This window comes from Flavobacterium sp. KACC 22763 (genome assembly GCF_028736155.1).
In the GTDB taxonomy this organism is placed as follows: domain Bacteria; phylum Bacteroidota; class Bacteroidia; order Flavobacteriales; family Flavobacteriaceae; genus Flavobacterium.
Genome location: NZ_CP117879.1, coordinates 3980452 through 3993049, shown reverse-complemented (window position 1 = coordinate 3993049; position 12598 = coordinate 3980452). Strand labels below are relative to the sequence as shown.

13 protein-coding genes are annotated in these 12598 nt (G+C 33.3%); 2 read left to right on the top strand and 11 right to left on the bottom strand.

Translation table 11 applies throughout. The features are described 5' to 3' along the window. Positions 1-40: 40 nt before the first annotated feature. Positions 41-388 carry an arsenate reductase family protein gene (locus tag PQ463_RS16785; protein ID WP_274254653.1) on the bottom strand — a complete coding sequence of 116 codons (348 nt, stop codon included), beginning with the start codon at positions 386-388 and terminating at the stop codon, positions 41-43. A gap of 79 nt (positions 389-467) precedes the next feature. Here PQ463_RS16785 and PQ463_RS16780 point away from each other — a divergent pair, with 79 nt between their 5' ends. Next, positions 468-923, top strand: a complete 456-nt coding sequence (locus PQ463_RS16780) for a DinB family protein (RefSeq protein WP_274254652.1) — start codon at positions 468-470, stop codon at positions 921-923. A 32-nt stretch (positions 924-955) separates the two neighbouring features. Here the strand turns inward: PQ463_RS16780 and PQ463_RS16775 are convergent, their stop codons facing one another. The 6 genes from PQ463_RS16775 to PQ463_RS16750 all read right to left on the bottom strand — a co-directional run bounded on the left by PQ463_RS16775 (position 956) and on the right by PQ463_RS16750 (position 7980). After that, a complete protein-coding gene (locus tag PQ463_RS16775) occupies positions 956-1444 on the bottom strand; it encodes a septal ring lytic transglycosylase RlpA family protein (RefSeq protein WP_111365603.1) in 489 nt (162 codons plus the stop codon). A 91-nt stretch (positions 1445-1535) separates the two neighbouring features. Then, entirely contained in the window at positions 1536-1958 is a 423-nt protein-coding gene (locus tag PQ463_RS16770) for a hypothetical protein (protein ID WP_274254651.1), read from the bottom strand. Positions 1959-2065: 107 nt separating this feature from the next. Further along, positions 2066-4831: a TonB-dependent receptor gene (locus PQ463_RS16765; RefSeq protein ID WP_337992871.1), complete on the bottom strand. Its 2766-nt coding sequence runs from the start codon at positions 4829-4831 to the stop codon at positions 2066-2068. Positions 4832-5161: 330 nt separating this feature from the next. Next, a complete protein-coding gene (gene pgi, locus PQ463_RS16760) occupies positions 5162-6805 on the bottom strand; it encodes a glucose-6-phosphate isomerase (protein WP_274254649.1) in 1644 nt (547 codons plus the stop codon). Between the two features lie 117 nt (positions 6806-6922). Further along, positions 6923-7408 carry a lipocalin-like domain-containing protein gene (locus PQ463_RS16755; RefSeq protein ID WP_274254648.1) on the bottom strand — a complete coding sequence of 162 codons (486 nt, stop codon included), beginning with the start codon at positions 7406-7408 and terminating at the stop codon, positions 6923-6925. Between the two features lie 11 nt (positions 7409-7419). Further along, positions 7420-7980, bottom strand: coding sequence for a short chain dehydrogenase (locus PQ463_RS16750; protein WP_274254647.1), 561 nt, complete (start codon positions 7978-7980; stop codon positions 7420-7422). 95 nt (positions 7981-8075) lie between these two features. On the opposite strand from PQ463_RS16750, the gene PQ463_RS16745 reads away from it, so the two are divergent. Further along, the gene (locus tag PQ463_RS16745; RefSeq protein WP_274254646.1) at positions 8076-8918 is read left to right on the top strand and encodes an AraC family transcriptional regulator; all 843 of its coding nucleotides are present in this window, start codon (positions 8076-8078) and stop codon (positions 8916-8918) included. A gap of 16 nt (positions 8919-8934) precedes the next feature. On the opposite strand, the gene PQ463_RS16740 is transcribed toward PQ463_RS16745, so the two are convergent. The 4 genes from PQ463_RS16740 to PQ463_RS16725 are packed head-to-tail and all read right to left on the bottom strand — an operon-like array spanning position 8935 to position 12536. Further along, complete coding sequence (locus PQ463_RS16740) at positions 8935-9555, bottom strand: hypothetical protein (RefSeq protein ID WP_274254645.1); 621 nt, start codon at positions 9553-9555, stop codon at positions 8935-8937. A 23-nt stretch (positions 9556-9578) separates the two neighbouring features. Then, the gene (locus tag PQ463_RS16735) at positions 9579-10799 is read right to left on the bottom strand and encodes a peptidoglycan DD-metalloendopeptidase family protein (protein WP_274254644.1); all 1221 of its coding nucleotides are present in this window, start codon (positions 10797-10799) and stop codon (positions 9579-9581) included. A 25-nt stretch (positions 10800-10824) separates the two neighbouring features. Then, positions 10825-11766 (bottom strand): tryptophan 2,3-dioxygenase family protein, encoded by a 942-nt coding sequence (locus PQ463_RS16730; protein WP_274254643.1) that lies wholly within the window; start codon positions 11764-11766, stop codon positions 10825-10827. Next, the gene (locus PQ463_RS16725) at positions 11766-12536 is read right to left on the bottom strand and encodes a DUF3108 domain-containing protein (RefSeq protein ID WP_274254642.1); all 771 of its coding nucleotides are present in this window, start codon (positions 12534-12536) and stop codon (positions 11766-11768) included. The genes PQ463_RS16730 and PQ463_RS16725 overlap by 1 nt, the downstream gene beginning before the upstream one ends. Positions 12537-12598 lie beyond the last annotated feature (62 nt).

The following is a 12598-nucleotide window of genomic DNA, read 5'->3' as shown; positions in this document are numbered from 1 at the left end:
CAGTCGCAGTTTTCAGTTTAACAGAAAAGAAAATAGCTTTTTAGCTTAAAGCATTTATCACTTCGGCTACATTTTTTTGGCTGTTGCCGATGTAAATTTTACCATCAATGATAAAAACTGGACGGCTTAAGAACGTGTAATGTTCTAAAATGTATTTTTTATAATCGGCTTCTGTTAGAGTTTGATCTTTAAGTCCCATTGATTTGTATAACTGTGCTTTTCTGCTGAATAAAGCCTCGTAGCTTCCAGCAAGTTTGTGCATTTCTTCCAATTGTTCTTCTGTAATTGGATCTTGTCTGATGTCTTGAAAGACTAAATTGTTTTCAGGTAAACTTTTGATGATTTTTCTACAAGTGTCGCAAGACGATAAATAGTATATTTTGTTCATTATTTTATGAATTTGTTAGAATGCAAAGAAAATTCATTTGAAACTTAAAAATGACTAATTTTAGAAAAAAAATAAAATTATGAGTTCAGTTTTTGATGTACAAAAAACAATAAGAGAAATTCTCTTGAAAATTTTAGATGGTCATTCTTTAGAACAATTAAACAAAGTTCCGGATGGTTTCAGTAACAATATTATTTGGAATATAGGCCATTGTATTTCTTCACAACAGCTTTTGGTTTACAAGCTATCAGGTCTTCCAACAATGGTTTCTGAAGAGTTCATTAACAAATACAGAAAAGGAACCAAACCAGAAGGAGATGTTTCTCAAGCTGAGGTTGATGAGATAAGAACATTACTTTCAACAACTCTAGAAAAAACAAAAAATGATTTTGAAAGTGGTTTATTTGTTGACTACAATGAGTATACTACAAGCGTAGGTTTTACGCTTCGTCATGTTCAGGGAGCCTTAGATTTTAATAATTATCATGAAGGACTTCATACAGGAGTTGCAATGGCATTACGAAAATTGGTTTAAATAAAAAAATCCCGCTTAAAGCGGGATTTTTTTTATTCGATTATGGTTTCGATGGTAACCTTCATTGCTCCGGCACCTTTACTTTTTGTAATGTCCATAAAAGCTCTTTTAGACAAATCGATTTCGCGGGTTTTTACAAATGGACCGCGATCTGTAATTTTTACGATGACAAATTTGCCATTAGCTTCATTGGTTACTTTTACTCTTGTTCCAAAAGGAAGCTTTTTGTGAGCTGCTGTGTAGCTGTTGTTGTTGAATCGGCTTCCGTTAGCGGTTCTTTTTCCATTAAAACGATCTGCATAGTAGGAGGCATGAGCGTTTTTCTTGTATGGTCTAAGTTTTAAACCTTTGTCTGTAAAAACTGAATCCGGCAATGGGATAATAGTTGGTTTTACATTTTTAACAGTATCTTGAATGATTTTAGGTTCTGTTGTAGGTTTGGTCTGGCTTATCATGTAGGTAAAGCCGCTAATTAAGGTTAAAGCGATTGTGGCGAATAAAATGTTTTTTTTATTTCTCATGGGTTATTCTTTTTCAGACTTGGGGGGAGTTTGTACAAATAATATGCCGAGATAAAAAAAGCCCCGATATAGGGCTTTTAATTGGTATTTTTTAGAACCAAAGGTTCCATGGAATTCTACTTAAAATAAGCAATAATCCTAATGTGTAAAAAATAGCAAAGGTTTTAAATTTAGCTTCGCTATTAGCTAATTTTTTATGTTTAGACCATCCAATAGTAATTAGGATGATAGCAATAATGTTAATTAGAGGGTGCTCTAATGATGTTAATCTTAATGCTGCATTAGACATTTGTCCAAAAGCATCTTTTCCAAGCGGAGAAACAAAATATAAGATTAAACCAATCAATAATTGAGTGTGTGTTCCAATTAAAGCAAATAAAGCGATTTTACGATCTTTGGCTGTAAATTCTTTTTTTGAAGTTACTCCAATAATGGCATTAACAACAGCTACTAGTAGAAGAAGCAATGCTAAGTATGCCCAGCCAGAGTGAAATTTTTGTAGAAAATTATACATAAGGGGTGTTTTTTGTTCAAAAACAAATATAACAAAAAAGGCTATAAAAAAACGGCATTAAACTTAAAAGTCAATGCCGTTTTTATTATTTATTTAGATTCTAAATTTTAGAAATCGTAACGTAAACTAAAGTTCCAAGTTCTTCCGTAACCAAAGTAAACTCTGTTTGCAGTAGCAACTCCGTTGTAAACTTCTCCAGCTTGTGCATAAGTTACACCAGCAGGGTTTGCTGTAGTAGGAGCAGTTTTGTAATCACTTGTAAAGATGTTTGTAAATGATTCGTTGATGAAAATTTTATCAAAAACGTTGTTTACATTTAATCTAAAGTTTAATGCACCGATCTTAGGAGAGATGTTCCATTTGTATGATACACCAGCATCTGTAGTTGCGAAACCTGGCAATTCCATTGCTCCTTTGTTGTTTGCAGCTGAAAATTTAGATACATCGATGTTTCCAAATAACTTCTCAGAATAGTTAAGGTTTGCATCAACATTAAGACCGTTTAAGATTTCGTAAGCAGCTCCAATTGCCATTGTAGTTTGAGCATTGTTTCCAACTTTAACTCCGTCTAGGTATAAAGGTTGGTCTCCACTAATTGGGTTGTTAGCAACATCAAAACGGCTACTTGTAGCATTTCCGCTGTATTTCCAGTCACCAATAGAGATCATCCCGTTTAATTTTAACTTGTCAATTGGTTTCGCTGTAACATCTAACTCTACACCTTTATGTATTTCATTAACACCTTGGAAAGTGTAGTATCCGCTTGGGTTAGTTGGTGCTTGATCTATTGCAGTTGTAAATCTGTCATCCCAAGTTGTGTAATAAGCATTTAAGTTTGCATTGAAGATTCCAGAACGGAAACCGTAACCAACTTCAACTGCTTTGATTTTTTCGTTTGTAAGGTTAGGGTTAACAATTGAAGCATTGTTAGGGTATACTGCATTGAAAAACGGTTGTTTTGAGTATATACCTCCATTTACAAATACATTGTGGTGCTCATTAATGTTGTAGTTAGCTCCAGCTTTAATATCTCCACCAGTAATAGTTTTGAAACCTGTTTTAGCAAGAGGGCTATCATAAGTATACTTGAAATGGTCAATTCTTTGGTAAGCTTGTTGAGAAATAGCTCCTTGAAGGAAAGCAGTAAAGTTACCAGTAGTATATTCTAATTGGGTAAATGCTCCGTAGTAATTAACTTTACTGTCATTCCAGTAGTTAATTCTATCTTGATAGTCTGTGCTAACAAATGGATTTCCATTTGGTCTTGGAGCATAAGTAGTGCTAAAATAACCAGGATTGTTATTTACGTCAGCAACGTTTTTGTAAACATCAGCTCCAAGTAAATCAATTAAGTTTTGGAAGTGGATACCTTGGTACATTCTTCCCTCAACTCCAAAATCAAATGTAAGGTTTTCAGAGAATTTTTTATCTAAATTGATTACTGCACCATACCAGTTGTGTGAGTTAACAGAAGCAATTTGAGATAAACCATTTGTTAAGTTTGTTGCGTTACCAGTTGATGCAACGTTCTCATATCTACCATTAACAGGAGTTCTTGTTCCTAATGTTGTTGGTTGTCCAGAGTTCCAGTTTTCAATTAAGTCAAAATTGATTGTTCCGTCAGCAGCATTTCTTAAAGTATTACCATTGTATGGTGTGCTACCTTTAATACCACCTGTTGAAGTAGTTCCTCCTCCACGTCCCCATGAAGCATAACCTACTGTAGATAATTTTGTAGTAGAGTTGATATCGTAATCCCAGTTAAGAGACATTACAGGTTTGTGGTAATAATTTGTTTTTAAATTATATTCCTCACCATTTCTCATACCCCAATCAGAGTTGTATTTAATGTTTGGGTCACCATTACTTCCGTATTTTAAGAAATCGCTTAAAAGAGGAGATTGAGATCTTTGGTCGTGCCATTGAGGTGCTCCTGTAAATGTAAATTGGAAGTTATGTTTGTCGCTAGCTTTGTAACCTAAAGCGATGAAATAGTTGTATCCTTCAAATTGAGTACCGTTAACGTATCCGTCTCCAGCTGTTCTACTAAATAAAACAGAAGCAGAAAGTCCGTTTTTCATAATTCCTGTATTGTAAGAAGCTTGTGCTTTTAAGTAATTATTGTTACCAAAGCTTGAAGAAACAGATCCACCTTCTTTCATATCAGATGTTTTTGTAACGATATTGATTGTTCCTCCAACAGAAGAAATAGCCAATTTAGAAGCTCCAAGACCTCTTTGAACTTGCATTGCAGAAGTTACATCAGAAATACCTGCCCAGTTACTCCAGTAAACAGAGCTGTTTTCCATATCATTGATTGGCACACCGTTGATCATAACGGCAATGTTTTTTTGGTCAAATCCACGAATCGCAATTCTTGAATCTCCATATCCACCACCTGCTTTTGAAGCATATACAGATGGAGTGCTTTTTAAGATTTCAGGAAACTCCTGAGATCCTAATTTTGCTTGAATTTCAGCGGCTTTAATTGTAGAAACTGCAACAGGAGTTTTTCTGTCCTTTGCAACGTCAATAATGCTGCTTGTAACTACAACTTCACTTAATTCGTTAGAATTTGAAGCTACCAAAGTGATAGTTCCTAAGTTTGCAGTAGAGCCATTTGTTACTGTAAATTTTACAGTTTGGTTGTCATAACCTAAAAAAGAGATTACAATCTCTCCTGTGCTTGATGTTGAGGTAAGGGAAAAATTACCATCAAAGTCTGTTGAAGTTCCTGTAGTAGACCCTTTGATCACTACATTTGCTCCTGGTAATCCGCCTGTTCCGTCGGTAATTTTACCAGTAACCTTTCCTTGAGAAAATACGGTCGAAACTATCATAAAAAATAGTCCAGTCAGTAACCAATTTTTCATTTTCTTCATTTTGTTATTGAGTTTATTGTTTTTGGCAAAATTATAACAAATAACTCAGATAATGTTATCGAAATGTTAAGAAAAAACAGTTTTGTCTTTTGTGTTGCGCATTAAAATGAATATTTCTTTTTTCGTTAAAAAAAATATTGTTTTCTTGAATTTATACGAAGCTTTTTTGTTAAAAATGTAATTATTTGAATAACGTTGTAAGTGTAAACAGGCAAATTGGCGAATAATTCTGCTTTTTGTCGGTATTTTATGTAAAAAACGTCCTAATTTTACTAGAAATTAGGACGTTTCAAAAGTTATAGAATATTTAAATAAATGTTTCTATTTATTTTTTAAGAAATGATTTAACAAAAATGAAGTTGAACTATCATGACTCTTAACAGTCTTAGAATTGATTTCGTTTAAGATAGAATTTGCCAATTGTTTGCCTAACTCAACTCCCCATTGATCAAAACTGAAAATGTTCCAGATAACACCTTGAACGAAAATTTTGTGTTCGTATAATGCAATTAATGATCCTAAGCTTTTTGGTGTAAGTTTTTGAATCAAAATAGTATTCGTTGGTTTGTTTCCTGTAAAAACTTTAAACGGTCTTAAGTAAGATGCTTTGTCAGCAGAAAGTCCTTGTTTGTCAAACTCTGCCTGAACTTGCGCCTCTGTTTTCCCATTCATTAAAGCTTCGGTCTGAGCAAAGAAGTTAGACATTAATTTATCGTGATGATCTTCGTTACCATAAAGAGGTTTTACAAATCCTACGAAATCTGTTGGGATTCTTTTTGTTCCTTGGTGAATTAATTGGAAGAAAGCATGTTGTGAGTTTGTTCCTGGTTCTCCCCAAATGATTGTTCCAGTTTGATAGTTAACAGGTTTTCCATCACGTCCAACACTTTTTCCGTTACTTTCCATAAAAGCTTGTTGTAAATAAGGAGCAAGTTTGTGTAAATATTGTGTGTATGGAATCAAAGCTTCGCTCTCAGCGCCATAAAAATTATTGTACCAAACACTTAACAAAGCTAAAATAACTGGAATGTTTTCATCAAATTCTGCCGATTTGAAATGTTCATCCATTTCATAGGCACCACTTAATAAATCATTATAATTGTCAAATCCAACAGCCAAAGCAATGCTTAAACCAACTGCACTCCAAAGAGAAAATCTTCCTCCAACCCAGTCCCACATTGGGAAAACGTTGTCTGGATTAATTCCGAATTCTGTTACATTTTTAATGTTTGTAGAAACCGCTACGAAGTGTTTTGCAATGTCTTCTTGAGAAGCCGATTTTAAAAACCATTCTTTTATAGTTTCTGAATTCGAAAGCGTTTCCTGAGTAGTAAAAGTTTTAGAAACAATCACGAAAAGTGTCGTTTCAGGATTTAGCTTTTTGATAACTTCATTTACGTGGTCACCGTCAACATTTGAAACGAAATGTGTGTTTAGGTGATTTTTGTAAAATTGCAAAGCTTCAACAGCCATAACAGGACCAAGGTCAGAACCGCCAATACCAATATTGACAACATCAGTAAAAGCTTTTCCGGTATATCCTTTTCTTTGTCCAGAAATAACTTCTTCAGTAAAATTTTTGATTTTATTTTTTACTGCGAATACTTCTGGAATTACATTTTCTCCGTCTACTTTAATAACTGCCGATTCTGGAGCACGTAATGCTGTATGTAAAACTGCACGGTTTTCTGTCTGATTGATTAATTCTCCTCCAAAATATTGTGCAATTGCATCTTTCAATCCAATTGAGTTTGCTAATTCTAGCAAAAGAGAAACCGTTTCCTGACTAATATTATTTTTTGAATAATCTACTAAAAAATCATTCCATTGTAAATTGAATTTTTCTGCACGGGCACTATCTTGTTGAAACAATTCTTGTATTGTGGTTTCGTGAATTGCGTTATAGTGGTTTTGTAGATTTTTCCACGCTTCAGTCCCAGTTGGGTTTGTTGTGTTTAAAGCCATTTTTATCTATAATTGAGTTTGTTTTCTGAAACACAAAAATACTGAAATAACTTTTAAAAGGGGAGCGGTTTGCAATTATATAACAATTAGTTACGAAAACGTTTTATGAAAACTTCATCATAACTTTTTCCAGACAACTTCAGCTGTTACCGATTTTCCGCCTTGCGTAGTATTGGTTACAGCATATTTAAGTTCGTTCTTTGCAAAAGTGTACGACCTCTTTTGAATTGTTCCTTCCCAGTTTGGAAAAGATGCCGTTTTTATTTTAAAAGTTATTGTCTTATTTGTTTCGTCAATTTGATATTCGCCAAAATGCGAATTGCTTCCTTGTACAATTGCAGCGTTTTCTTCGGGAGTGCATTTGTTTTTATCTCCAGATGCAATTTTTGCCCTTTTATCTTTATAAATCTGAATCGCATAGTTTCCTTTTTCATCAAAGAATAAAAAGCCCTTTGGATTTGTATCGTAAGGAAGATTTTTTGTCCCGTCAGAATTGGTGTTTTCAACCGAAATCAAAGTCCATGAACCTGTAAATTCAGATTTTTTTTGAGCATTGATTGAATTTAAAATCAAAAGCAATATCATCAAAATTGCGTTTTTCATCTTTTAAAAATTTAATAGTTTACTTTAATAATTTCTCCATTTATAGTTTCTTCAATACTCTTCGCATAAGCGTTTATTAAATCTTCAGTCGGAATATCTGCGACTTTTGCCGGACTAATAGCATTAAGTCTAATTCCTCTTTCCAGTTCCAGAGAAGCTGCAAGAATAAAACTGTTGATTCCGCCATTTACAATAGCTTTACTTATATTATTCTTAACCGGTTTATCGCCCATTTTTCCTGAAGTGAGTGTAAATGATCCGTTGTCGTTTAAGTATTTTTGCCCAATTAAAACCAGATTAATTTGTCCAAGCAATTTGTTCTGAATGCCAATATTTAGTTTTTTTTCGTCAAGCGAAAGCAAATCTCCTGTGTAACAGTCACCCGCAACACAAATACAAGCATCGATGTTTTTGACTTCTTCGAATAATTTTTCAATCGAATTTGAATCTGATAAGTCGATTCGGAAATCTCCGCTGTTTCTTCCAGCCGAAATTATTTCATGATTTTTTGCGAAAGCAGGAAGCAGTATTTTGCCAATTTCTCCATTTGCTCCAATTAAAAGTATTTTCATTTTGCAGAATTTTAATTTGTTATCTGAAACAAAATTAAGAAGTTAGCTTTCGTTGAAAATTGTACTTATTGGTACTAAAATTGTATTTTTACATAATGACAAACAAGAATTTATATCTTCCTTTTGAAGTTGATTTTAAAGAATTGGAGCAGTTTCCGAAAACAGTTCGGAAAAACAATTTCTTTGAATTGATTTATATTGTTGATGGAACAGGAATTCAAGTTATTAATGACAATAAGTTTCAATATCGAAACGGAAATTTATTTTTGGTGACGCCGCAAGATGTGCATTCATTTGAAATTACGACACCAACAAAATTCTTTTTTCTTCGATTTAATGAATATTACGTAAAAACAGGTTCTCAAAATGGACAATCTGAAGCAGTTTTGCGAATGGAGTATATTCTGCAAAATGCAAGTCATCGCCCAGGTTGCATTTTGAAAAATCAAATTGACAAACCTTTAATTGCTTCATTAATTGGCAACATAATCAGTGAGCAAAACAATCAGCAGATTTACCATCAAAAGATTATTGAACAGATTGTAAATACTATTATTACAATTGTGGCGAGAAACATTGCTTTGAAGCTCCCAAAGAAAATCAAAGAAACAACTGGAGAAATGGTTCTTGAAATTCTACATTATATTCAAGAGAATATTTACAATCCAAAAGAGTTGAAATCAGAAAAAATAAGCGACCATTTCAATATCGCGCTTAATTATTTGGGTAAATATTTTAAAAAGCAAACGGGTGAAACACTGCAAGAATATATTGCAAACTATAAATTGAGATTAATTGAAGCGAGACTTTTGAATAGTGATATGCGAATTAATGAAATTGCAGATGAATTAAACTTTTCTGACGAAAGCCATTTAAATAAAGTCTTTAAAAAACATAAAGGAATGAATCCTTCGGAATTTAGAAAAAAATATTCCTAGTAATTAAGAGGTTTAATTACCAAAACTTCCACCAAGGTTTTTTATTAATCTCTATGATTTTCTTCGAAACATCGACATCAATTCTTTTTGGAGATTCAGCTTTAATTTTAGAATCATCAAAAAAAAGTTCGCCATTATCACTCATTCCGAGTGGAGATTTTGTTCTTTCTTTCCAATTTTCGGTCTGTAATTCCGGAATTAAGTCAACATCAATTTTTTCGCGAAAGCGTTTTTGAGCTTTTTCTATAATTTCTTCTTCTAAGTTTGAAGACGAATTTTTGAAAAGTGAAATCGAATTGTCTGGAATATTTAAAAGAAAAATTTGGGTTTTATCACCGATTTTCTGAATGTCCAATACTTTAAAATAAGCAATTGAATCTAAAAGAAAATGTCCAATTTTTGCCGAATCAGGATTAAATTTCGACAAATCTTTGGCATGCGCGCTTGCAATCAAATATCTCAAATTTCCCGAAAGTCCTCCACCAATCGAACTCATGTCGGTAAATCCTTTTTCTTGAATAATCTGTCCGACTTTATAATTTAAAATGAAACTTTCAGAGAGATTAGTATCTCTATAAAATAATTTTAGACCAGAAAAAGTTTCATGGTAAATGGTTTTGAGGCGTTCATTTTTCATGACTTTCAATTCAAAAAGATGATTTACAGATTTCCAATACTGTCCAGCTCTCTTTTCAGAGGTTCAATCTGTGTCATAAAACGAGTTCTGTCGCTTCCTGCTAAAGATTCTCCAGTCGGAAGATTCAAACGAAGCGCATCAACTTGTACGCCGTTTTTCCAGAAACGATAGCAAACATGCGGGCCAGAAGCTAAACCTGTACTTCCAACTAAACCAATTGTCTGACCTTGAGTAACGCGTTGTCCGCGGCGAACCAAGATTTTAGACATGTGTAAATATTGAGTAGAGTAGGTTCCGTTGTGTTTTACTTTTACAAAGTTTCCGTTTCCAGCAGTATATCCTGTCGTTTCGACAACTCCAGAAGCAGTAGTAGAAATTGGTGTTCCTGTTGGAGCCGCATAATCGGTTCCTTTATGTGCTTTCCAAGTATGCTGTACTGGATGAAATCTATTCATGGTAAATCTAGAAGTGATTCGACTGAATTTGATTGGCGTTTTTAGGAAGAAGTTTTTAAGCGTTTTTCCTTGATCGTCATAATATTCAATCTTTCCAGAAGTAGTGTCTCTTTCAAAAGGAAAAGCATAAACGATTTTACCTTTATATTCAAAAAATGCCGCTTCGAGTTCTTCAACTCCATCGTAAGTTTTTCCGTTGATGAATCGTTCTTTGAAAATTAATCCGTAACGATCTCCTTTTTTAAGTTTGAAGAAGTCAATAGACCAAGAAAATACTTTTGTAATTCTGCTGGCCAAGGCGGCTTCGACACTTTCGTTTCCTAAAGTTTCAGAAAGTGAACTTTTTAAAACGCCACCAATCATTTTTCTTTTTAAAGTAACAGGTTTTATTTTTTTATATGCTTTTGCAATGCTGTCTCTTAGATCAATAACATAATAGCTTAAGGCATCTGGCTGATAAATAAAAACCTCCAAATTGTTGGTTTTATTTTTGGCGCGAAGTAAAGTAAAAGGTTTACCGTAACGAATGCTTCTAACATTGAAAGAATCTTTTACCTGCTCAACAATATCATGCACTTTTTTGTCTCCAATATTTTGGCTTTGAATGATTGAGCCAAAAGAATCTCCTTTTGAAATAGTATCATTAACAACATTAAAGTCTGCGTAATTAAAACCGAATTCTATTTTTTTGGTTGCTGGTTTAGTAATTTTTGCTTCTATTTTTTCTTCTTCTTTTTTACATGAAAAAATAGAAAACAAGACAATTAAAATTACGACTGCTTTTTTCAAACTTTATAAAATTTTTGTGGTGAAATTAAACTTCGGTTTCATTTCCCCAATTGGACAATTCTTCTTCGGTCCACAATTTAGGAAAAAAGATGCGTCTTTGGTATTTTGGGTGCATATATTTTTGCCAGTCGCTTCCGCCTGTAGCTTCTCCATTACCTTTTCCACTTTCCAAAATGTATTTTCTGGCAGTATTAAGGTGTTGCATTACCCAAGTAATATTTACTGTTTTGTCGTAATGGCGCATAGCAGCGATCAGTTCTGTATTTTGCTGATCTTCAACTGGTAATTGAGTGAATTTTTGCCAAATATTTTTCGTTTTAAACGAAGCCATTTGTCTTAAAAACTGCTCTTTGTATTTCTTTTCAAACTCATTTAATAAATATGATTTTTCGCCAGTGTGATAATCTTTTCCGGCAGCTTGCCAATAAAGGTGTTCAAAACTGGTTTCCAGATCGGTATTTTCGTCAAAATTTGCTTTGTATCTGCGGTCTGTCAAATTGATAACATCAGTCGAAGCAAATTCTATCATTCTATATTGAGCGCTTTGGAATCCGCTTGCCGGAGTAAGAGTATTTCTAAATTTCATGTATTGATCTACTTCCATTCCGTTTTCCATAATACTGAACGAATTGGTAAGCATGTCAAAATATCTGGTGATTCTTGATAATCTTTCGCTGAAAAAATCAACCTGAATGTTTTCTGTTTCGGCAATCTGGTCAATTTCCCACAAGATCATTTTAAAGATTAATTCGTTTACCTGATGATACATGATAAAAACCATTTCGTCAGGAAGTGTAGTGCGCTGAATTTGTAAATTTAATAAGGCGTCTGTTTGAATGTAATCCCAATAAGTAATTGGTTTAGCCCAAAGCAATCCTTCTAACTGAACATCAGTTTTTTGATTTATGGCTTGAAATTTTAGGCCAATTTCTTTTAAAATTGCTTCAGAATGATCTGTAGGGTTCATTATTTTTTTGCTTTTAGTGGACTTTTTAATCCTTTATATTCATCGAGATCGGCTTTAAGGGATCCTACCGCCAAATCTGCTTTAATTCTAATTGGAACTTTGTTTACATCGTCTGTTATCCAGAGCGTTAAGCTTTCTTTTTCTTTAAATACTCTGCCTGTCTGCACCAATGGTTTGAAGACCATCGTAGAAACCGTTCCAAATTTAGTCGTAATATCTTGACGACCTACATATTTTAACTTAAATTTTGTGATTTCGTCATCAAAAAACATGTCGATTGTGATGGCTTCACCCGATTTAAGTTTGTTGATATTTGGATGGTTTCTCAGAAAATAAAATGAAGAAACAATATCCTGCACTTCTTCTGAAACCATGATGGTTTTTTCTGATTTGCGTTTGTAGTCTTTTACTAAAACTTTATTTTCCGCTTGATTAAAAAAACCTTCTTGATTTTTGGTGTAACCGCCTTCATCAATTTTTCTAACATATCGGTATGGTTTTCCTGTTTCTTTGTCAAAATAACTTTCATATAAATCTTCTACTTTAAAGAAAAATTTGGACATTCCAGTTGTGTAACCTTTTCCAACAGAGTGATATACCTTTTTGTTATTTATGACAGCATCTTTAACTTCAAGAGTAGCATAACCTGCGTTTACAAAACCGTAATGTATTCTAAATTTGAAATATTCTCCTGTGTCGAAAGCATCTTCTTTTTGAGGGCTGAAAGCAAATAGAGTTAGTGCTAATATAATGAGGATGAGCTTTTTCATAGTACAATCTTTACATTTAATTATAAAGGTAGATAAATGCAAATTCTATTCCAAATGTACCA

Bases quoted from the DNA above. Each gene is read 5' to 3' on its own strand.
- PQ463_RS16785 (WP_274254653.1), bottom strand. From the start codon at position 388: ATGAACAAAATATACTATTTATCGTCTTGCGACACTTGTAGAAAAATC.
- PQ463_RS16780 (WP_274254652.1), top strand. From the start codon at position 468: ATGAGTTCAGTTTTTGATGTACAAAAAACAATAAGAGAAATTCTCTTG.
- PQ463_RS16775 (WP_111365603.1), bottom strand. From the start codon at position 1,444: ATGAGAAATAAAAAAAACATTTTATTCGCCACAATCGCTTTAACCTTA.
- PQ463_RS16770 (WP_274254651.1), bottom strand. From the start codon at position 1,958: ATGTATAATTTTCTACAAAAATTTCACTCTGGCTGGGCATACTTAGCA.
- PQ463_RS16765 (WP_337992871.1), bottom strand. From the start codon at position 4,831: ATGAAAAATTGGTTACTGACTGGACTATTTTTTATGATAGTTTCGACC.
- pgi (WP_274254649.1), bottom strand. From the start codon at position 6,805: ATGGCTTTAAACACAACAAACCCAACTGGGACTGAAGCGTGGAAAAAT.
- PQ463_RS16755 (WP_274254648.1), bottom strand. From the start codon at position 7,408: ATGAAAAACGCAATTTTGATGATATTGCTTTTGATTTTAAATTCAATC.
- PQ463_RS16750 (WP_274254647.1), bottom strand. From the start codon at position 7,980: ATGAAAATACTTTTAATTGGAGCAAATGGAGAAATTGGCAAAATACTG.
- PQ463_RS16745 (WP_274254646.1), top strand. From the start codon at position 8,076: ATGACAAACAAGAATTTATATCTTCCTTTTGAAGTTGATTTTAAAGAA.
- PQ463_RS16740 (WP_274254645.1), bottom strand. From the start codon at position 9,555: ATGAAAAATGAACGCCTCAAAACCATTTACCATGAAACTTTTTCTGGT.
- PQ463_RS16730 (WP_274254643.1), bottom strand. From the start codon at position 11,766: ATGAACCCTACAGATCATTCTGAAGCAATTTTAAAAGAAATTGGCCTA.
- PQ463_RS16725 (WP_274254642.1), bottom strand. From the start codon at position 12,536: ATGAAAAAGCTCATCCTCATTATATTAGCACTAACTCTATTTGCTTTC.